The organism is Magnetococcales bacterium (genome assembly GCA_015228815.1).
Lineage (GTDB): Bacteria > Pseudomonadota > Magnetococcia > Magnetococcales > UBA8363 > UBA8363.
In genome coordinates this window covers 137162-158093 of sequence record JADGCV010000002.1, presented here as the reverse complement: position 1 = coordinate 158093, position 20932 = coordinate 137162, and the positions used below count along the sequence as shown (strand labels likewise).

Annotated in this window: 14 protein-coding genes and 1 tRNA gene; 11 read left to right on the top strand and 4 right to left on the bottom strand. The window is 58.3% G+C overall.

The window, feature by feature from the left end; translation table 11 throughout:
- Window positions 1-398 precede the first annotated feature (398 nt).
- The 3 genes from HQL76_01775 (at window position 399) to HQL76_01765 (ending at window position 1328) form a co-directional block, all read left to right on the top strand.
- Complete coding sequence (locus HQL76_01775; GenBank protein ID MBF0107892.1) at window positions 399-662, top strand: type II toxin-antitoxin system Phd/YefM family antitoxin; 264 nt, start codon at window positions 399-401, stop codon at window positions 660-662.
- A gap of 82 nt (window positions 663-744) precedes the next feature.
- Entirely contained in the window at window positions 745-999 is a 255-nt protein-coding gene (locus HQL76_01770) for a type II toxin-antitoxin system HicA family toxin (GenBank protein ID MBF0107891.1), read from the top strand.
- Window positions 996-1328 carry a type II toxin-antitoxin system HicB family antitoxin gene (locus tag HQL76_01765; GenBank protein MBF0107890.1) on the top strand — a complete coding sequence of 111 codons (333 nt, stop codon included), beginning with the start codon at window positions 996-998 and terminating at the stop codon, window positions 1326-1328. Before HQL76_01770 ends, HQL76_01765 begins: the two co-directional genes overlap by 4 nt.
- A 70-nt stretch (window positions 1329-1398) precedes the next feature.
- On the opposite strand, the gene HQL76_01760 is transcribed toward HQL76_01765, so the two are convergent.
- Window positions 1399-2601: a polysaccharide biosynthesis protein gene (locus HQL76_01760; GenBank protein MBF0107889.1), complete on the bottom strand. Its 1203-nt coding sequence runs from the start codon at window positions 2599-2601 to the stop codon at window positions 1399-1401.
- Window positions 2598-5105 carry a DUF115 domain-containing protein gene (locus HQL76_01755; protein ID MBF0107888.1) on the bottom strand — a complete coding sequence of 836 codons (2508 nt, stop codon included), beginning with the start codon at window positions 5103-5105 and terminating at the stop codon, window positions 2598-2600. The genes HQL76_01760 and HQL76_01755 overlap by 4 nt, the downstream gene beginning before the upstream one ends.
- 109 nt (window positions 5106-5214) lie before the next feature.
- Between HQL76_01755 and HQL76_01750 the strand changes: the two genes are divergently transcribed.
- The 3 genes from HQL76_01750 to HQL76_01740 all read left to right on the top strand — a co-directional run bounded on the left by HQL76_01750 (window position 5215) and on the right by HQL76_01740 (window position 9859).
- A complete protein-coding gene (locus HQL76_01750) occupies window positions 5215-6714 on the top strand; it encodes a tetratricopeptide repeat protein (protein ID MBF0107887.1) in 1500 nt (499 codons plus the stop codon).
- Window positions 6711-8195 (top strand): tetratricopeptide repeat protein, encoded by a 1485-nt coding sequence (locus tag HQL76_01745; protein ID MBF0107886.1) that lies wholly within the window; start codon window positions 6711-6713, stop codon window positions 8193-8195. The genes HQL76_01750 and HQL76_01745 overlap by 4 nt, the downstream gene beginning before the upstream one ends.
- Window positions 8196-8272: 77 nt before the next feature.
- On the top strand, window positions 8273-9859 hold the full coding sequence (locus tag HQL76_01740; GenBank protein ID MBF0107885.1) for an FAD-dependent oxidoreductase: 1587 nt from the start codon (window positions 8273-8275) through the stop codon (window positions 9857-9859).
- A 183-nt stretch (window positions 9860-10042) separates the two neighbouring features.
- Here the strand turns inward: HQL76_01740 and HQL76_01735 are convergent, their stop codons facing one another.
- The gene (locus HQL76_01735) at window positions 10043-11398 is read right to left on the bottom strand and encodes a TolC family outer membrane protein (protein MBF0107884.1); all 1356 of its coding nucleotides are present in this window, start codon (window positions 11396-11398) and stop codon (window positions 10043-10045) included.
- Window positions 11399-11620: 222 nt separating this feature from the next.
- On the opposite strand from HQL76_01735, the gene HQL76_01730 reads away from it, so the two are divergent.
- Window positions 11621-11694: transfer RNA gene (locus HQL76_01730), tRNA-Gln, on the top strand.
- 98 nt (window positions 11695-11792) lie between these two features.
- On the opposite strand, the gene secA is transcribed toward HQL76_01730, so the two are convergent.
- Window positions 11793-14498: a preprotein translocase subunit SecA gene (gene secA / locus HQL76_01725; GenBank protein ID MBF0107883.1), complete on the bottom strand. Its 2706-nt coding sequence runs from the start codon at window positions 14496-14498 to the stop codon at window positions 11793-11795.
- Window positions 14499-14605: 107 nt separating this feature from the next.
- Between secA and HQL76_01720 the strand changes: the two genes are divergently transcribed.
- From HQL76_01720 to HQL76_01705, 4 genes are all read left to right on the top strand, one after another.
- A complete protein-coding gene (locus HQL76_01720; GenBank protein ID MBF0107882.1) occupies window positions 14606-15772 on the top strand; it encodes a hypothetical protein in 1167 nt (388 codons plus the stop codon).
- Window positions 15773-15807: 35 nt separating this feature from the next.
- A complete protein-coding gene (locus tag HQL76_01715) occupies window positions 15808-16962 on the top strand; it encodes a glycosyltransferase family 4 protein (protein MBF0107881.1) in 1155 nt (384 codons plus the stop codon).
- A 42-nt stretch (window positions 16963-17004) separates the two neighbouring features.
- A complete protein-coding gene (locus HQL76_01710; GenBank protein ID MBF0107880.1) occupies window positions 17005-18063 on the top strand; it encodes a glycosyltransferase in 1059 nt (352 codons plus the stop codon).
- Between the two features lie 72 nt (window positions 18064-18135).
- On the top strand, window positions 18136-20730 hold the full coding sequence (locus HQL76_01705) for a HAMP domain-containing protein (protein MBF0107879.1): 2595 nt from the start codon (window positions 18136-18138) through the stop codon (window positions 20728-20730).
- The last annotated feature ends 202 nt before the right edge of the window (window positions 20731-20932 follow it).

The window sequence follows — 20932 nt, the reverse complement described above, 5'->3', positions numbered from 1 at the left end:
AAATTAAGGAAAGTTACATGCCGATCATGCCACATTTGAAGCCCGAAAACTACGTGTCCCGTGATGGTTGCGGTTTAAAATGGTTTTTTCCACCCTGAATCTCCATCCGGCATGGCCTGATTGTCAAACCACTGGACAAATGTGTCATTGTGTCAAGGTTGAGTCAGTGACAATGACACATTTGTCCGGGCAAGAATGACAAATGACGGCCAAATTGGCTTGCAAGAGTGACATCATATCCGTTCAAACGGACACATTTCCCCTTGAATGACATCTTTTTGTCACCTTGATTGACAAATCGTCTGACATTGTCAAATGTAACGTACCATGAATAAAAAAGCGTATCGCTTGACCAAACCAAAAAAAGATCTTATTTTGGTCTGAAAGGAGAGCCGATCATGAAAATGTCCGAACAAATCAAACCCATCAGCTACTTGAAAGCCCACGCCCCCGAAGTCATTCGCCACTTGGCGGAAGGGGCCGATCCCGTGATCATCACGCTCCATGGCGAAGCCAAGGCGGTATTGCAGGACATCGGAACCTATGAGCAAACCCAGGAGACACTGGCTCTGCTCAAGCTCCTGGCAATGGGGCAGAGGGAGATCGAACAGGGTGAAGTGATGCCCGCCATGGAGGTGGTCCACCGGTTACGCACGGCATGACCCCCATGCGCTTCGAAGTGCTGCTCACGAAGAGCGCCGCGCGTGCTCTTGATATGCCGGCAAAGAATGCTCGCATTCATTGATGAACAGCAGACATCGCAAGACCCTTGAGACCATCTTCTCGCTTCCGGTTCCCGCATCGCTCGCATGGAACAGGATTGAGGCGTTGTTCGTGGCGCTCGGGGCCGAGGTGATCGAAGGCAGAGGTTCACGGGTCGGATTCAAGCTGCATGGCGAACGCGCCGACTTTCATCGTCCACATCCGGGCAAGGAAGCCAAGCCCTATCAAGTTCGCGCAACCCGCGACTTTCTGGAACGAATTGGAGTCAGGCCATGACCCCCATGATGCACAAGGGCTATGCCGCCCGGATCGAATACAGCGACGAGGATGAATGCTTCGTTGGTCGGGTCGCGGGCATCAAATCGATCATCACCTTCCACGGTGAGTCCGTTTCCGAAGTGCGACAGGCATTTCGAGAGGCCATCGATTTCTATCTGGAAACCTGCTCGGCCAGAGGCGAAAGTCCTGACAAGCCCTTCTCCGGCAAAATCATGGCAAGGATTCCGCCGGAACTACACGCCCGGGCCATCTCGGTGGCCGAGGCCCTTGGCAAGAACCTCAATCAGTTCGTTGCCGAAGCCATCGAACGGGCTGTGAAGTCCTGATCCTGAATTTCTTTTGTCGCGCCGTGACCAAAGTCTGCCGTGGTGCCTCGGCGAACCAGATGCTGTTGCGTCACATTTTTTCGTCAAGATTTTTCCCCGTCGCCAAATGCCGCAGCCCCGGAACCGCCACCACCAACCGCTGCGCCATGCGTTCGGTCGTCCAATCCTGGGAGTTCATCACTTCCGTCAATCCATCCAAGGCTTCCCGCACCCGCCCCTCGGGGAGGGGTTGGCCCTTGACGACGATGATTTGTTCGAACAGGGAAGCGTCGCGGGGTTCAGAATCATCGAAGAATTCCTCGAACGGTTTTTCCCCGGAGGTGTCGCTGGGAGAAAAACAACAAGGCCAGCGCCGATCATCGGCGCGCCGCGTCCGGGCAAAGGCTCGGGCAGACTGTTCGTCGGGACATGAATAAGGTTCCAAGCCCCGCTCCCGCAACAGCAGAACGGCAATCTCGGAAAATGTTTTCAAATCGATCCCCGGATCCAGCCTCGGGACGAAAATATCCCGATGCTGCCCCAGAAAACAGGACAGAAGACACAACTGCCCCGCCTCCTCATGGGAAATAAAATAGCGTTCGATGTCGTTGGGGGCCGACAAGGGTTGTCCTTTTTCCAGGCGCCGCAAAAATCCATGCAGCAGACTGCCATCGGAAAAGGCCACATTGGCAAAACGGGCGCTCGAACAGGTAAAGCCACGCGCGGGAAGAAACATCACCTGTTCCATTATCGCCTTCGACGCCCCCATCAAACTGGCCGGGCGGACCGCCTTGTCGGAGGAGACCGAAAAAAAATGGCGCGGCGGATCCTGTTCCAGGCGATCCAGCCAGTGCGCCAGATCAAGAATGTTGGTCTTGATCATCCGCATGGTGCTGAACGGATCGCGCTCGGAACGGACATGCTTGAGGGCGGCAAAGTTGACCACGACATCGAAGCGTCCCGCCTGGGCCATAAACCGGTCGAACATTATCGTCCCCAGGGCAATGGAGCGGGTCGAAAAATCGCGCGGAATGAAGGTTTCGGAAGATCGCAGGTCGCGCACCAACTCCACCAGATTGTTCTCGCTGGGATCGATCAGGCAAACCCCCCGGGGCCTCAGTCGCATCAACTGTTTGACAAAGAAAGACCCGATCGATCCCGCCGCCCCCACCACCAGAATCCTGGCCCCCCCCACCTTTTCTTCAAGCAACGCCTGGCAGGAATCATGATCATCCTGAAACAAACCCCGGTCGCGCCCCAGAATGCGCCTCATGAGTGCGTCATGCCCGATCATTCCGTCGTCCCCCCCGTCATCCGTTCCACCTGTTCCAGGAGCATGCGCGCCCCGGCATGCCCCTCGTCCTTGTCGAGGATCGTCCGGCAACACGCCTGGACCCCCTGCCAATCGCCCTCCTCCAGCAACAACTGCCCCATCTTGATCAGCGTGACAAAATCACCCCGTACCACCTTGTTGTAATCGCGATAGACACCCAGCGCCCGCGTCCTGTCGCCGGTCAAACGCAGCAGGTCGGCGTAAAAAGGAAAATGAATCAGCGAGTTTTCCGCCAGACGTTTGGCCACGGCGCAGGCGCTGACCAATTCTCTCTGCCGCAGATGAATGGTCAATTGCCGCTGCCACCCCTCCAGGACAAGCGACTCGAAGGTGATTTGCCGATATTCCTTCATGGCTTCCTCATAGGCGCCCCGCTTCTCGGCCAACAACCCCCGGATCAGATGGAGGAACTGCCCCTTCTCCTCCATCTCCCCCTTGCCGATCCCCTCCATAAACTGTTGCAACCGTTCCATCTCATTGTTCTGAAACATGGCCATCACCTTGGAGCGGATGGCCCGGGGTGCGGCAAGACGGTTTTTGCAATGCTCCTTGTAATCGTGTTCGGTCTGACGCATGAGCGCTTCGTGCGCAGCCAAAAACGCTTCCATCCGTTTCCGAATCCGCTCGGGGTGGTCGGCGATGGTCTCACCCCTGCGGGCAAGGAAAATCGCTACCCGCCCCTCCTGACCATCCTTTTCATACTGGTCTAAAAGACGTTTGATGTTGGCAGCGGGCCGATCCTCCTCGATGCGCATCTGCACGCGCGCCCGGTTGTCATCGATGGTTTTCAACAGATTGGTGGCACTGTCGCGATAGACCTCATAATAACGACGTCCCGTGGTTTCGACCTCCTCGTCGCTCCAGGCACGACTCTTGTCGGGACGGCTCAGCTTGAGCAGGTCACCGACACTCCATTTTTTCACCAGACGGGACACCTCCTTGTAGTCCTCGTCGAGAATACCTTCAATCTCATCCATCCGCTTCTTGAACTTGAAATCGGGTGGCTTGCCCCTTCGTCCGAACAGTCGGTCGTTGCAGTCGATCGCCTCCGCGGTCAACTTGCGAACGGCGCGAACCTCCTCGCGAATCCGCAGCAATTCCGTTTCGACCCGTTCATAATGTTCGATCCGGGTCTCCGGCGTTTCGCGGGGCAGAAGGTCCTGGAGGATGTCCCAGGCGCTGCGCTCGACCTCGGGACACACCAGTTCATCCCATGATCGAAACGCCACCCCCTCGATTTTTGCCGCCGCCGCCGCCGGATTGATCACCACGCAGTCCTTGGATTGGGCATATTCGGCCAGCGATTGCAGCGCCGGAATGGCATTGAAAAAATCGCTGCTGGTCTCGGCACGCCAGCCGCCGTTGGTCTCGACCCACAATTCCGAACGATGGACATACGGCCCCGTCGCCATCTCCACGCTGCCACGGGCATGGGTGAACCCCTCCCGACTGAAGCACAGATCCAGACCCGCCAGGATGATCCGCGAAAACCCCATCTCGACCGCCGTTCCCAACGCCTGATGACTGACCGTGATTCCCGGATAAAGTCGCGACGGGGGATTGTGTGGCGTCAGCCACGGAAAGAGTGTCCCCATGTACAGGCTCTGGCCACGCCACAGCCCCATCAACCGGGGATTGAGATGGTACATGTTGACCATCAGGCTTCGCTCGTGAAATTCAAGCACCTGCTTGCTCTGATGAAAGATGATGTCGTGCGGATCGATGGCAAAAAACAGGTCGGGAACGATCCCCTCGCGGGCCAGTTGCGTGGCAATCCGCGCCACTGCCATCACCACCAGACGCTCCCGGTTTTCGCGGACCCAGGCGAAACTTTCATCCAGACTCGGGCCCCCCCCCAAAAGAACCGCCGTCCGCCCGGCAAACACCCCGTCCAGAACATGTACCGGAGTCCGGTTCTCCGCCAAATTCTCCAGACACTTGAGCATGAAAATACGGGTCCCGATCTCCTGCCCGACCGCAATCTGAAACTGCCCCAGGCGTTCGTCAAAGTCGTTCCAGAGTTTGACATACCCTTCATGAAAGCCATCGAGCACCGCCATGGAACGCCAGGGATGGACATTGCCGATATAAAAATAATCCTTGAGCGACAATTCCTCCGCCTTCCCCAGCCATTCCTCGGGAGTGGCGACCACCACATGCTCGGGAAGATCCCGCGACAACAACCCCTCGTCGTACAACCGTTGCAAAAGCTCCGGATACTCGATAAACAGAAACCGGCTCCCCTCCCCGGTTTTTTTCTTGGCGATCCAATTGACCAGAAGGCCGCCATCGGTCCCCGGAATCAGATTCAGGGAATCCTTGCGCTCGACCATCCCGCCAAAATGACGCTGGAAATAATTTTCCGCGCCAATCCTGGAAAAAGTTTCCCCATTGATCGCCGGAAAATAACATTCACCGAACGGATTGGTGAGGATGGTACCAAAGGGGACGGAAGCGTTGCTCATGAGTGGCAGCCTTCGACTTAAGGAAAGTAAGGTCTTGATCTTTTCTTTGGCGCGGGCCTATCCTCGGTGCCATGGGGTAGCACAACCAGAGGCACGTTGAAAACACACCATGACTTCAGATCCGTCCGATCCCGTTCAGGCAATGATTCAGAAGACCGCCCGACTGTTGCAGGACCCTCGGGAACCCCTGGTCGCCCAGGACATCACGCCATTATTGCAACCATTATTTCAACTTTTAGAGCAATTTCCGGGCCATCCACGCCTGCATCATCTTTACGGGCTGGCGCTCGATCGGAGCGGCGACACCAACCGGGCGTTGCATCACGTCAGCCGCGCCATCGCCCTCGAACCGGGTCAGGTCGAACCTTTGCGCTCCCTGGCCCTGCTGCTGAAGAAAAAAGGAAAACCCCAGGTCGCCGAAGCGCGCATCAAAGACGCCATCGCCCTGCAACCCGATCACGCCGAACTCCATTTTCTTCTGGGCGACCTGTGCATGGACCAGGGGATCATGGAACGGGCCATTGCCTCCTTTTCCCGAGCCATCGATCTGGACCCGGAATTTTCCTCCGCCTGGGTCAACCTTGGGCTGTGCCGCAAGGCGATGGGAGATTTTCCGGCGGCGCAGGCCTGTTTCGAACGCGCCCTGGAACTTGATCCCGACAACGCTCTTGGCCACGTCAACCTGGCCCTGACCTTGCTCCTCGCCGGGGCCTACACCCGGGGATTTGCCGAATTCGAGTGGCGTTTCCGCCTGCCCCAGGGACATCCCCTGCCGCTCGAACCGCCCCCCGGAACGCCACCATGGAACGGCGAATCCCTGAGTGGCAAAAAAATTCTGGTCCTGGCGGAACAGGGTTATGGCGACGCCATTCAATTTGTCCGTTTCATCCCCAACCTGCACGCCCTGGGAGGGCAAACGCTGCTGGCGGTCCCCGCCCCCCTCGAATCCCTGTTCCAGGAGCAACAGGGATTGGGTCGGGTGCAATCGACTGTCCGTCGGGATGAGAAATTTGATTTTTTCATCCCCATGATGAGCCTGGGACGCTTTTTCGCCCCCACCCCCGACACCATCTCAGGCCCAATCCCCTACCTTGAAGCAAACCGGGAACGGGCCATGGCCTGGGAACGACGCCTCCCGCCAAACCGCTTCCGGATCGGGCTTGTCTGGGCGGGGAAACCGCTGCATGCCAACGACCCCCTGCGGCGCCGTTCGCTCCCCGCCGCCGCATTGACGCCACTGTTCCAGGAACAGGACAACCTTCTCTTCGTCAGCCTGCAAAAAGAGTCGCCAACCGAAGTGTGCTTCGACCTTCCCCCGGACAGGACGGTCCTTGATTTTGGCAAGGAGCTGCACGATTTCGCCGATACCGCCGCCCTCATGGACCGGCTCGATCTGATCATCACCATCGATACCGCCGCCGCCCATCTGGCGGGGGCTCTGGGAAAACCGGTCCGGGTCCTCCTGCCCCTGGCCCCCGACTGGCGCTGGAGCATGGATCGAACCTCATCCCCCTGGTACCCCACCTCCCGACTCTACCGCCAAACCCGCCCCAATCATTGGGAAGAACCGGTGGCTCGCCTGGCCCGTGACCTCAAGGAACGTCCATGAACGAACATCACATCCAGGAATGGCTCCATCAGGCCAGCGAAGCCTACGCCCAGGGAAACTTGGCCAAGGCGGGCGCCTGCGCCAATCGGGTTTATGGAATCGACCCCAAAAATCATCAGGCGCTCTACATTCTCGGCATGGTCGCCAACGCCGCCGGTCGTGATACCCTCGCCGTCACCCTGATCCGGCAGGCCATCGCCCAATACCCCAACCACCCCTATTATCATTTTCATCTGGGAAGCATTCTTCTCGGTCAGAACCGTTTGCAACCGGCCAAGGAATCCTTCGCCACGGCGCTCCTGTTGAAACCCGATTTTTGCGAGGTCCACCTTAATCTGGGCAACATTCATTTTTCCGAGGGTTTGACCGCGGAAGCCCGGGAATGTTTCACGAGGGCAGTCACCTGCAACCCCGATCATGCCACGGCCCATTACAATCTGGCCATCCTCTGCCAGGAGGAAGGTCACCATGAAGAGGCCCTCCCTTTTCTCGACCGGGCGTTACACTGCAATCCCGAGGCGCCGCAGACCCATATGGCCCGGGCATTTTCGCTCCTGATGCTCGAACGGTTCACCGAAGGATGGGAGGAATACGAATGGCGCTGGCGCCTGGACAACCTTTCACCAAGAATCTGCCCCAAGCCCCGGTGGCAGGGAGAACCCCTCCAGGGACAGAGCATCTACATCTACACCGAACAGGGATTTGGCGACGCCATCATGGCCAGCCGCTACCTTGCACGGCTTCGGGAACAGGGAGCCCAGGTCCATTTTGAATGCAAACCGGAACTTTACTCGTTGTTTTCCACGAGCCGGATCGCCGACAAACTCCATGCCCGGCTTCCCGACGATGATGAACCTCCCCCCTTCGACTACGATTGGCACCTGCCCATCATGAGTCTTCCCGGTTTTTTCACCCGGACAACCCAGGACATTCCGGCTGATCTTCCCTACCTCAAGGCCGACCCCTCCCGCCTCGCCCATTGGCATGCGCGCCTCTCCACGGCAACGGGATTGAGGGTGGGGATCAATTGGTCGGGCAATCCCCAGGCCACCGCCAACCGCCATCGCGCCTGCACCCTCCAGGATCTCTACCCCCTGACCCGGATCGATGGCGTTCGTTTCATCAGTCTTCAGAAAGGATCGCCCGCGGAACAACTTCGATTTATCGACAAGGATGGGCGGATCGAAGACATTTCCACCGACCTGATCGATTTTGCCGAAACCGCGGCGGTCCTTGGCAACCTTGATCTTCTGATCTCCACCGACACCGCCGTCGTCCACCTGGCCGGTGCCCTGGGTGTTCCCACCTGGACCTTGCTGCACACCGGCGCCGAATGGCGCTGGCGTCTGCAACACAAGGAAAGCCCCTGGTATCCGGGAATGCGTCTTTTCAGACAACACACACCACGGGAGTGGCATGGCGTCGTCGCCGAGGTCGCCCGCGAACTGGATCGACACCCACTTCGCAATCGACATCCCTGAACCCATCGTCACCCGAGGCAGAGGCGGTCGCTCTCCCCATTCGGAAACCGCGGACAGTCCATTCAAGGAATGAAGAAATGACCCAAGAAATCGTTCTGGCAACGATCCTCACCGGAGCAATCATCCTTTTTTTTACCCTGGGTCCTGGTCGTGCGTTCCGGCAACGCCGTCGTTCCCTTGCGGGCGCACCCCGTCCACAACGCTTCGACCGCAACCTGATCGTCATCGGCGGCGGGGCCGCCGGTCTGGTCAGCGCCTACATCGCCGCCGCCGTTCGCGCCAAGGTCACCCTGATCGAAAAACACCGCATGGGCGGCGAATGCCTGAATACCGGTTGCGTCCCCTCCAAGGCGCTCATCCGTTCGGCCAGACTGATTCACGAAACCCGTCATGCCGCAGCGCTCGGATGCCGCACGGGAGACATCGATTTTGAATTTGCCACCCTCATGGAACGGGTACAACAGGTGATCCGCAAGATCGCCCCCCACGATTCGGTGGAACGCTACACCGCCATGGGGGTGGAATGTATTCTGGGCGAGGCGCGCATTGTTTCTCCCTACAGCGTCACCGTCAACGGCAGAACCCTGACCTCCCGCAACATCATCATCGCCACGGGTCGCACCCCGAAGATTCCCGATCTTCCCGGAATCGAAACCACCGGATACCTGACCACCGACACCATTTGGAACCTGCGCGAATGCCCCCGTCGTCTGTTGATTCTCGGCGGGGGACCCGTGGCGTGTGAACTGGCACAGACGTTTCAGAGGCTCGGGTCCCAGGTTACCCTCGCCCTGCGCGGTTCGAGGCTGCTCAAGAAGGAAGACCCGGAAATTTCGACCCTCATCGGCGAACAGTTCCTGCGCGAAGGGATTGTTCTCCGGACCGATCTGGACATGCTCGGATTCGCGGTGGAACAGGGAGAAAAACACCTGCTGGCCCGGCGCCAAGGGACCTCCCTGCGCATTCCCTTCGACCAACTCCTGATCGCCATCGGCGGCAAGGCGAATGTCTCGGGATTCGGATTGGAGGCGTTGGGGGTTGAATTGAACGAGGACGGAACCCTGTGGACCAACGGCCTGCAACAGACCAATATTCCCACCCTGTGGACCGCGGGAGATGTCGCCGGTCCCCTCGCCTATACCCATGTCGCCGCCCATCAGGCGTGGTATGCGGTGGTCAATGCCCTGTTTGGCAGTTTGAAAAAGTTCAGGACCGACTATTCGGTCATTCCGCATGCCACCTTCACCGACCCGGAAGTCGCCGCGGTCGGGTTGAACGAACAGGAAGCCAAAGGACGAGGAATCCCTTTCGAAACGACCACCTATCCCCTCGATGACCTGGACCGGGCCATTGCCGACGAAGATGTCCTCGGCTGGGTCAAGGTATTGACGGTTCCAGGAAAGGACAAAATTCTTGGAGTCACCATCGTCGGTCGCCACGCCGCGGAGATGATCGCCGAATTTGTTCTTGCCATGCGTCACGGCCTGGGGATGAATCGGATTCTGTCAACCATCCATAGTTATCCAACCTTTTCCGAGGCCAACAAATTTGCCGCCGGAGTCTGGAAAAAGAACCATCAGCCCAAACGTCTCCTGGCCTGGGTCGCCCGGTTCCATGCGTGGCAGCGGGGTGAAGGAGGCCGTTCCCAAACGCCATTAGATTAAAATTATTGAAAGAAAAAAAGGGGTCTGGGGGATTGCCCCCAGGGTTTTGTTTTTAAATTTAAAAAAAAGCCTCATCCCTCGCTTTTGAACTTGTTTTTAACTTTATTTATCAAGAGCAAATTCAAAAGCAAAACCCTGGGGGCAATCCCCCAGACCCCTTTTTTCTTTCAATAATTATGCCCATCATTCGTGTCCGGATCGTGAAGCCAACGCCTCCCAGGAGAGCATCCCCAGAATGCCCAGGATGCGAAATCGCGCCAGATTGACACCATGTCGGCTCTTGACCTTCTCGGTTTCGGCGCTGAAGAATTCATTCTGGGCATCGAGCAGATCCAGGGAGGTTCGCGTACCGACCTGGTGTTCCCTGGTGACACCATCCAACGCATCCCTGGCTGCGGTCACCCGAACCTCATTGGCCTGATCCTCCGCCGCGAATTTTTCATGATCCAGGAGCGCCACCTTCAATTCACGCTGGGCACTCAAACGCAATCGCTCCAGATTCGACTGTCGCGCATCCCTGTTGGCAATCGCCTCATCAATCTGTGCCCCGGTCAACCCCCCCGAATACAAGGGCCATGAAACCTTCACCGTGACCGACAGATCATTCTCCGGTCCCGCCACACCCGAGGAAGGATCCCAGGTCCGGGCCCCGGTCGAATCCAGACTGGCAGTGGGCAGGTAGCCCGCCCGACGCGCTTCGACATTCATCCGTTCCACTTCGACCCGCTGCCGTTCCGCTTCGAGGTCGGGCCGCTTTTCCAACAGGAGTTCCAGCTCGGCCCAGGAGTTCCGCAGCAGTTCCAGTCGAATCGGCGGCAGTTCCAAGGGTTCCGGAATCGTTCCGGAAACCAATTCCGACAACCCTGCCTGCCGGGCCGCGACATTGGCCTTGGCGGCGATCCATCCCGCCTTTGCGGCATAGACACGCGCCAGACTCTGACTGACATCGGTCCGGGTCAATTCTCCCGCCTCGAACCGTATCCTGGTCGCATCCAAATGCGCCTGGGTCAGCGTATGATTTTTCTCCGACAGTGCTGCGACCTCCTGTTCCTGGATCAAGGCGGTGGCCAATTCAAGAAATTCCAGAAAAACCTTCTGCCGCACCGCCTCCAGGTCCATTGCCGCCGCCTTGACGTAAGGGACCATCCGGCGAAAATCGCGCATCGTTTCAAGATCGAACAACGGCTGCGATACCGAAAGCGTGGCCGAGGTCGGATCGGACTGACTGGAACCACCCTGCCACCGACTGGAAGAAAGGGTATTGTCCCACTCGATGGCAACGCTGGGAAGAAGCTGCGATTTTGCCTGCGGCATCAACGTTTCCGCCGCCCGCAATCGATCCCGGGCATCGCGAATCCGGGGATTGTCCCTCAAGGTCCGTTCCAACAGTTCCCGCAACGGAACGAACGATTCTCCCCCATGTCCTGCCACCACGCCTTCCGCCTTGGCCACCGACGGCCCTGTCGCATTCTCCGACCCCATCACCGGAATCGATACCAACACCAACACCACCGCCCAACGGATCATTGTTCCACGCATGGCATCCCTCGGATGGGTTTCATGTTCGACAGCCTCGACACTGCTTCCTTTCCGGAAACGCTCCCTTTGTCCCACGAGATCGAAAATAATGCAACCTGGACCTTGAACATTCGCACCACCGCGTCAACCACGGTACATACTTTTTTCTCCTGTTGCCGATAGGATTCGGTAACAGCCCATTGACAAACCCCTCCAGTTCGGGTACAAGGAGCGACTTGAAATTGGCGGATCGTCTAACGGTAGGACAGAGGATTCTGGCTCCTCCAGTCCAGGTTCGAATCCTGGTCCGCCAGCCACATCCAAAATCATTGCTCGGTAAAAGACCGTCGAAAAAGAAAAGGGGTCGCGGAGAATTGTCCCCGGACCCCTTTTCGCTTTCATGGAACCTGATGGGTTACGACGTCAGACTCCCGTGACAATGCTTGAACTTCTTGCCACTGCCACAAGGACAGGGCTGATTGCGACCGACCTTGTCGCCATCCCGACGAAACGGCACGCCGGAATTTTTCTCGTCTCCCATTCCCTGGCCCTCGGTCATCGCCCCGGTTTCGGGATGATTCAATCGCATCTCCCGTTCCCGGGCCTGGGCCCGTTGCGCTTCGAGGCGTTGCATCTCGTCAGGCTCGCGCACCTCGACCCGTGACAACACCTCGACTGCCTCCGACTTGATCCGTGACAATAACCCGTCAAACAAACCAAACGCCTCGCGTTTGTATTCGTTCAACGGATCCTTCTGGGCATAGCCCCGAAGATGAATCCCTTCCTTGAGATGATCCATGTTGAGCAGATGTTCCTTCCAGAGATAATCAAGGATCTGCAACAGGATCGTCTTCTCCAGATAACGCATCACTCCCGGTCCCATGCGCTCTTCGCGTTCCCGGTGATGCGCCTCGATCTTGTTCAACGTCCGTTCCCGAACCACCTCCGAGGTCACTCCATCCTCGTCCTTCCATGCCTCCACCTCGACCGAAACGCCAAACTGCCGCAACACGTTCTCGGCAAACTTACGGGTCTGCCATTGATCGGCATAGGCCTCTTGCGGAATATAGGTCGCCATCAGATCATCCAAAAGATCCTGACGGACGTCGGCGATGAACCCGGAGATGTCCTCCGTCTCCATCAATTCGCGCCGCTGCTCGTAAATGACCTTTCTCTGTTCATTCATGACATCGTCAAACTTGAGAAGGTTCTTGCGAATGTCAAAGTTGCGCCCCTCGACCTTTCTCTGCGCCGACTCGATGGCCTTGTTGATCCAGGGATGGATGATGGCCTCGCCCTCCTCCAGACCAAGCTTGACCAGCATGTTGTCCATCCGTTCCGAGCCGAAAATGCGCATCAGGTCATCCTGAAGCGATAAATAAAAACGGCTCGATCCCGGATCCCCCTGACGCCCCGCCCGCCCGCGCAATTGATTGTCGATGCGCCGTGCCTCGTGTCGTTCGGTGGCCAGAATATGCAACCCACCCGCCTGCAATACCTGCTCCTTCTCCTCCTGGCATTCCCGCCGGATCGCCTCGGCCTGGGCCGCCGCCAGTTCCTCGGGGAGATCGGTCCCGATTTCGGTCCGGATCCGCATCTCGGGATTGCCGCCCAACTGAATGTCGGTCCCCCGGCCCGCCATGTTGGTGGCGATGGTCACGGCGTTTTTGCGCCCCGCCTGAGCGACGATCAACGCCTCGCGCTCATGATACTTGGCGTTCAATACATTATGCGGAATCTTCTCCTTCTTCAAACGGCGCGATAAATCTTCCGATTTTTCGATGGAAATGGTCCCCACCAGAACCGGTTGCCCCCGGGAATGGCAATCGGCGATTTCCTCGATGATCGCCTTGATCTTTTCCTCGTAGGTGCGATAAACCACATCGTCATGGTCGATCCGGACCATGTTGCGATTGGTCGGAATGATCACCACCTCAAGGTTGTAGATCGACTGGAATTCCGCAGCCTCGGTATCGGCGGTCCCGGTCATGCCGGCCAGTTTGTCGTACATGCGGAACAGATTCTGGAACGTGATCGAGGCCAGTGTCTGCGATTCGTTCTGGATGACAACCTGTTCCTTGGCCTCCAGGGCCTGGTGCAGACCATCGGAATAGCGCCGTCCCGGCATCATCCGCCCGGTGAATTCATCGATGATGACCACCTCCCCATCCTTGACGATGTAATCCTTGTCACGTTCGAACAGGGCATGGGCGCGAAGCGCCTGGTTGACGTGGTGGACCACCTCGACGTTGCCGACATCATAAAGTCCCCCTTCCTTGAGAAGGTGGTTCTCCCGCAGAAGGGTTTCGATCAATTCGTTGCCTTCCTCCGAAAACACCACCGTCCGGGCTTTTTCATCGACATTGAAATGGGTCTCGCGGACCAGGCTTGGAATCAACCGGTCCACCTTGTAATATTTGTCGGTGTTGTCCTCCGTGGGACCGGAGATGATCAAAGGAGTCCGGGCTTCGTCCACCAGGATTGAATCGACCTCATCGACGATGGCAAAGTTAAGGTCGCGCTGCACCATGTCATCCAGGCTGAACTTCATGTTGTCGCGCAGGAAATCGAAACCAAATTCGTTGTTGGTGCCGTAGGTGATGTCCGCTCCGTAGGCTTTTCGTCGGGCGTCGTCGTCCAGACCGTGGACGATCACCCCCACCTCCATCCCGAGAAAACGAAAAATCTGCCCCATCCATTCGGAGTCGCGGCGGGCAAGATAATCGTTGACCGTGACCAGATGGGCGCCCCGCCCCGAAAGGGCGTTGAGATACAAAGGCAAGGTTGCCACCAGGGTTTTTCCCTCCCCGGTCTTCATTTCGGAGATTTTGCCCTGATGCAGGACGATGCCGCCGATCAACTGCACATCGAAATGACGCATTCCCGTCGTCCGGCGACTCGCCTCGCGTACCACCGCAAAGGCCTCCGGCAACAGATCGTCCAGGGTTTCCCCCCCCGCCAACCGCTCCTTGAAAGCCCCCGTTTTCGCACGCACTCCATCGTCATCGAGGGCGACAAGTTCCGCCTCCATGCCGTTGATGCGGTCGATGACGGGTCGCAAAGAGCGAAGATAGCGATCATTGCGTGAACCAAAGATTTTACGGACGATCTTGCCGAACATGGAGCGACATCCTTGCAGGTTCTCGATAAAATATTGGAGAATAACACCAATGGTCCCTTGCGGCAAAGAGCCTTGATTGCAATCGTGTCACGGATCTTGCCTTCTTCATGGTCAACCCCCCTTTACCCACGGCTCCGATGACCACCACCTCTTCCCGAATCGACTGGCTCCTGGGTCTGGGCGAACAGATGCACACATTCCTGGAGACGCTCAAGGTTTCCGGGACGCCGGGGCGTTTCAAACCCTGCCCCCGCGGGACCAGCGGCGCCGGCCTGGATGCGGCGCTCGGATTCAGTTGCCTCGCCCACAAGATCCACTACTCCCTGGGACTGTGGGAACGGCGCCTCCCCAGGGAACAAAACGCCTGGACCTCGTTCATCCAATCCTTCCAGAACCCTTCCGGCGATCCCCTGGATGGCTCCTGGACCGATGCCTTCATCGATCCCGGTCTTCTCTCCGGCATCGCCCCGCCCCCCCTCCCCGGACTGCGTACACGGCTGCACCACTTTTTGACCGGAAGACCCACCCCCAGGCCCCGGGAAGATGCCATCCGCTCCGAAACCAAACAGGCCATCGCCACCCTCGCCCAGATCGGCCTCCGGCCCCTCCGTCCCTTTCCCCATTTTCCCCGAAGCAGGCGAGACCTCCAACGTCACCTTGAACGTCTGAACTGGGCCGCCCCCTGGGGCGCCGGAGCCCATGCCGCCCTCCTGGCCGTCTTTGTCCAGACCCAGGCCGACCTTCTCCCCGCATCCCCCCGGGAAGAACTCGCCCAGGCCCTGCGCCATTTTTTCGATGCCCTCGTCCACCGCGAAAGCGGCGCCTATTTCCGCGCCGCCGCTCCGCCCGCCCGCGGCCAGATGATCAACGGCGCCATGAAAATCCTCAATGCCCTGGACTGGCTCGATCAACCCATCCATCATCCCGAACGATTGATCGATACCACACTGATGCAAGGCCCACCACCGGCAGGTTGCCATGTCGTCGATTGGATCTACGTCCTGCACCGCTGCGGTCTTGCAACCCACCATCGCCGCCGGGAAATCCAGGATCGGTGCCTGGAGATCATCGATCTCATTCAAACCCATCACCACCCTGATGGTGGATTTTCCTATCAACCCCATATCGCCCAGACCAGCTACTATCAGGCGACCATCTCCAGCGGGCTGGACGAGGGAGACATTCACGGCAGTTGCCTCCTGATCTGGGCCCTGACCATGATCGCCGAACTTCTCGAATGGGAAATCCCCGGCTGGAAGGTCCTCCGTCCCTGAACATTCCCCCATCCGGTACCGCAAGGCGCACCACCATGACCACGCCCCAATCCATCACCGATTTGCGTCACCTGCATCTGGTATTGCTGTTCACCGAAGGGGTTTCCCTGGCGACCTGGGAACGGGGAGGACTTTTCGACCGGGAAGTGGCCCTCTACCGCTCCCTGCGCCCTCATCTTGGCCGGGTGACGTTCGTCACCTACGGCGATCGCCATGATCTGAACCTGGCCCACCGTATCGAGGGCATCGGCATTGTCTGCAACCGCTGGCGGCTCGCAAAGAAATGGTATCTCAGGACGCTCCCACTGGCCCTTCGTTCCTGTCGCAGGGGGCCGACCATTTTCAAAACCAATCAGATCCGCGGCGGAGAAGTTGCGCTCAAGTTGGCCCGCCGCATGGGACAGCCATGCATCGTCCGCTGCGGTTACCTCCTGTCCGATCATCTGAAATGGCGCGAAGGTCCCGACGCGGAAGCGACCCAAAAGGCGACAGCCCTGGAACGGACCCTTTTTTCTCAGGCCGACCATGGCATTGTCAGCGCCGGATTCATGAAAAGAATGGTAGTCACGGATCACGCCATCGACCCGGGCCGAATCAGCGTCATGCACAACTATGTCGATACCCGCCTGTTTTTTCCCAACCCGGCCTGCACGCCCCATCCACGCCGGATCATTTTCATCGGACGACTTGAACGGGTCAAGAATACCCTGGCCCTGATCGAGGCACTGGAAGGTCTTGACCTCGAACTCTGGATCGTCGGCGACGGCACCGAACGGAAAACGTTGGAAAATGCCAGCCAGACACGGAAGGTCGCGACCCGTTTTTTCGGCATTCGCCCCCATCACGAACTCCCCGAGCTGCTCAACAGCGCCACGGCCTTCATTCTTCCATCCTTCTGGGAAGGGCATCCAAAAACATTGCTCGAAGCGCTCTCCTGCGGTCTGCCGTGCATCGGCAGCGACATTCCCTCCATTGCCGATGTCATCACCCATGGAGAAAATGGCCTGTTGTGCGGTCTTGCCCCGCCGTCGATCCGACAGGCGGTCACCACCCTTCTCGAAGATCCGGAGATGCGTACACGCCTCGGCGAAAATGCCCGAGCCTACGCCTTGCAACATCTGAGCCTGGAAAGCATCGTCGCCAGGGAACTCGATCTTTATCGTACACTTTTGTCCCGGCCCTCCCGGTAACCTCTTCCATCCCCCCCATTCACGGAAGTTCAAGACCGCGAGATGACGCTGCCAACCTTGATACCCGCGCCGGACTTAAGCGTCCTGATGAGCGTCCATGACGGCGAAGCATTTCTTTCGGATGCGATCGCGAGCATACACCGGCAAACCTGGACCGATTTTGAATTCATCCTCATCGACGATGCCTCGACCGACGCGACAAGCCGGATCATCAACGCCTGGGCGGCGCGAGATTCGCGGATCCGCCCGGTGACCAATGAGTGCAATCTTGGATTGACACGCTCCCTGAACAAGGGGATCGCCCTGGCCAGGGGACGTTGGATCGCCCGGCTCGATGCCGACGACATCGCCTTGCCTGACCGTCTGGAACGGCAACGCTCCTTCCTCGATCGCCATCCCGACATCGGCATTCTGGGGAGCGCAGCCCTGGTGGTCAATCCGGGAAATGATCCACCGGAAACCTGCCAGATCAATCCGGCCACGCATGAGGAAATATGCTGGCAACTGCTCCTGGTCAATCCGTTCTTCCATTCCACCGTCATGTTCGAGCGGGCCATCGCCCTGCGCCATCCTTATGACGAAACCCTCCGTTTCAGTCAGGATTTCGAACTCTGGGGCCGTTTGTTGCGTGTGACGCGGGGCGCGAACCTGGAAGACCCCCTGGTCCGTCTCGGACGCCATGAAAACCGTGTCAGCGTCCGCCATGCCCGACTTCAGTCCGACATTGGCCAGGGGATCATCGAACGCCGTCTGGCCGCCCTGTCGCCCGGATTTCACCGCGATGGCGCGACCCTTCGCATCATGCGCCAGATCATGCAAACCGACTGGCCCATCCCCAATGAAACCAACGCGGCATGGAGCGGCCTGTTCACCCTTTTTGCCGCCTTCCGCGACAACCAGGTCCACGATCCATCACTCCTTGCCCCCCTGGGACAGCGACTCGTCAAACGATTTCTGCTGTCGCTGTTCTCTTCCGGTGGCGTCCCGCCATCCCCGATGCTCATTGCCCAAATCTTGACCGACTTTCCCCGCGATACGATGGAAATACTGTTCAAGGAGATCCGAAAACGGGTATTCTCGACAAGAAAATCGGCGACGTAAGAATTCCTGGAACACATCGACCCGCGCCATCCATCCGAAGAGAAACGCACTCCTCATCGAGGTCATTCGATCATGTCCTTGCAATGGCGACTATCCATCCTCGTATCCCTGATCATCACCCTTCAAGTCATCCTGACCATGGTGATCCAGGAAACCGTGGTCACGCCGCGATTCACCTCGCTGGAACAAAAGGAGGCGGCAAAGAATCTCGACCGGGTCATCGAGGCGATTCACAGGGAAGGAAATCACGTCTCCCTCCTTGCGACCGACTGGGCCGCCTGGGAAGACGCCTATGAATTCGTTCACAACCCGACCCAGGCGTTCATCGCCTCCAACCTGAGCCCGGAACTCTTTGCGGGAATTCATGCCAACCTGATCTATTTTTACGATCTCCAGGGAACGCTGGTCTGGGGAAAATACTATGATCCGAAAAAAAAGGAATTCGTCCCCTGGCCCGATCTTCCCACGCGCATCGACGATTCCCTGCGCAGCCTGATCACCCATAAAAGCGAAAGCGATGCCCATGTCGCATTGTTCATGAGTTCGACCGGTCCCATGCTGCTCGCGGCCCGCCCGATCGTGCATACCGGTTTTGTCGGACCCATTCGCGGAACCCTGATGATGGCACGACAACTGGACGAACGTCTCGTGGAGGAACTGATCCATCAGACCCATGTTCCTTTTCAGGTATTTGCCGCCGACCGGGACGGCCATTTTGCCGAGACGGAGCGTCCCATCGTCAAACACCTCATGGCGGGCAATCCCTCCCTGTGGCGGGATGAAGGGGAGGATCGCCGCATCGGCCATGCCCTGCTCCGGGATTTCCACGGTCGTCCCGGCATCCTGATTCGCGCGGAAACCACTCGTGAAATCAGCCACGAGGGTCATGCGGCCTATTGGAGCACCCTGGTTTCCAACCTGATCCAGGGAATGGTCATGCTGGCCCTCCTTCTGACAGCCCTCCATCGCCTGGTGATCCGCCCCCTGATCCATCTGAATGCCCAGATTTCCACGGTCGCGACGCAGGGCGATCTGACCCAAAGGACCAACCTGGACAGAAACGATGAAATCGGAACCCTGGCCCGGCAATTCGACCGCCTGATCACCAACCTTGCCGACATCGTGGGCAAGATCCATCTGCACGCCCACACCCTGGAAACATCGGTCAAGGCGCTTGAATCAAGCAAGGAAACCCTGGAAAAGGATGCCCAGGCCTCACAGACGCTGGCGGTCGAAACCATCGCCGCCTACCGGATCCTGGAGGCCGACATGGAAACGATCCGGCAGGCGGTCACCATCACCAACCAGGAAGTGGCGGGAATGACCACCGCCACCGGCGGCCTTGGCGCCAATCTGGAAAACATCACCCGCGCCACCAGCCAGGCCGGTCTTCAGATCGACGCCATGGAAACCTCCGCCCGGGCAATCACCGGACATATCGACGGGGTCCGGGACAACCTTGACCAGGTCGAAGGATCCATCCAGTCCATCTCCGTTGCCATCACCGACCTTGCCGAAAGCCTTGCCGAAGTCCGCAACCAGTCCGGCGCCACGGCCCGTGAATCGGAACAGGCCCGCCGCCATGCCGACACCGCCAACGAGGTCACCCAAAGACTGTCGCATTCCGCCACCTCCATCGGCCAGGTGGTCGAAGTCATCAACAACATCGCCGAACAAACCAACATGCTCGCCCTGAACGCCTCCATCGAAGCCGCTGGCGCCGGCAGCGCCGGGGCCGGTTTTTCCGTCGTCGCCGACGAGGTCAAGGTCCTGGCGCAAAAAACCGCTCAGGCCACCGAAATGATCTCGGAACGGATCCAGGACATCCAGGACATATCCCGGGACAACGGTCGGGCCTTTTCCGCCGTCACCACCTCCATCGACCGCATCCATCGGGGCAACCAGACGATCGCCATCGCCGTCAAACTGCAAAGCGACCGTCTCGACGACATCTCCCGGGCGATCGGCGGCGTCACCCAGGCCTCGGGAGCGGTGCTCGACCGGGTCGGCGAACTCGGTAACGCCGCGCTCGATGTCACCCGTTCGGTCGCACAGGTCGTTCAGGATACCCGCGAAATCGCCCGTTCGGTCGATGAAGCCTCCAACGAGGCGAAACGACTCGTGGAACAAAGCGGCACCATGGACAAAACCGCCCGCCAGATGCACGAGTCCACCCTTCGTGGTACCGAAACGACAACTCTTGCCCACCAACGCCTCGATGCCATCATCCGTCAAATTCATCTGCTTACCGGCATGATCCATCGCATGGCCCACCTTGTCGCCACGACCGCCACCCCCGGCCATCACCTCCTCGAAGCGGCGCAAACCCTCGACATCGGTCCCGCCCCCTTCGATGTCGGCAGCATCAAAAGTCGAATCCTCGAACTTTCGGCCCCTGTCGAACAACAACCCGGACCTGAAACCGATCCCCCCGCACCCACCCACCACTTCGAGGCATTCGACCGGGACGTGGCGCAGATTCTCCTGGAAACCTGTACCCATGCCGGCCTGCCACGGGAACCGTTCGTCGAAGCCTTTGCCGAACTGAAAAATATCCTTCACAATCCAGGTGAAGATACAGACGATTCATCGGCTCGAATCCAGGCGCGCATTTTCTCGTTGATCGATGCGCTTTATCTTCACTGCCTCGGCCTTTCCAGGAAATAGACAAACCGTTCAGACCCCGTCATTCCAAGCGAAAGCGGGAATCCAGGACTTGCGGGGCCTCCCTGGATCCCCGATGTGGCTGGGGATGACGTTTGTCAAAGGGAGGTGAACGGTTACATACAATCATGTTTGAAAAATGCTTGCCAAATTTATATGATTAACTGATATTCATTTGTTTCACCATCACTCAATTTTCTCAACA

Excerpts from the sequence above, each read along its gene's own strand:
- HQL76_01775 (MBF0107892.1), top strand. The coding sequence starts at position 399 with ATGAAAATGTCCGAACAAATCAAACCCATCAGCTACTTGAAAGCCCAC.
- HQL76_01770 (MBF0107891.1), top strand. The coding sequence starts at position 745 with ATGAACAGCAGACATCGCAAGACCCTTGAGACCATCTTCTCGCTTCCG.
- HQL76_01765 (MBF0107890.1), top strand. The coding sequence starts at position 996 with ATGACCCCCATGATGCACAAGGGCTATGCCGCCCGGATCGAATACAGC.
- HQL76_01760 (MBF0107889.1), bottom strand. The coding sequence starts at position 2,601 with ATGATCGGGCATGACGCACTCATGAGGCGCATTCTGGGGCGCGACCGG.
- HQL76_01755 (MBF0107888.1), bottom strand. The coding sequence starts at position 5,105 with ATGAGCAACGCTTCCGTCCCCTTTGGTACCATCCTCACCAATCCGTTC.
- HQL76_01750 (MBF0107887.1), top strand. The coding sequence starts at position 5,215 with ATGACTTCAGATCCGTCCGATCCCGTTCAGGCAATGATTCAGAAGACC.
- HQL76_01745 (MBF0107886.1), top strand. The coding sequence starts at position 6,711 with ATGAACGAACATCACATCCAGGAATGGCTCCATCAGGCCAGCGAAGCC.
- HQL76_01740 (MBF0107885.1), top strand. The coding sequence starts at position 8,273 with ATGACCCAAGAAATCGTTCTGGCAACGATCCTCACCGGAGCAATCATC.
- HQL76_01735 (MBF0107884.1), bottom strand. The coding sequence starts at position 11,398 with ATGCGTGGAACAATGATCCGTTGGGCGGTGGTGTTGGTGTTGGTATCG.
- secA (MBF0107883.1), bottom strand. The coding sequence starts at position 14,498 with ATGTTCGGCAAGATCGTCCGTAAAATCTTTGGTTCACGCAATGATCGC.
- HQL76_01720 (MBF0107882.1), top strand. The coding sequence starts at position 14,606 with ATGGTCAACCCCCCTTTACCCACGGCTCCGATGACCACCACCTCTTCC.
- HQL76_01715 (MBF0107881.1), top strand. The coding sequence starts at position 15,808 with ATGACCACGCCCCAATCCATCACCGATTTGCGTCACCTGCATCTGGTA.
- HQL76_01710 (MBF0107880.1), top strand. The coding sequence starts at position 17,005 with ATGACGCTGCCAACCTTGATACCCGCGCCGGACTTAAGCGTCCTGATG.
- HQL76_01705 (MBF0107879.1), top strand. The coding sequence starts at position 18,136 with ATGTCCTTGCAATGGCGACTATCCATCCTCGTATCCCTGATCATCACC.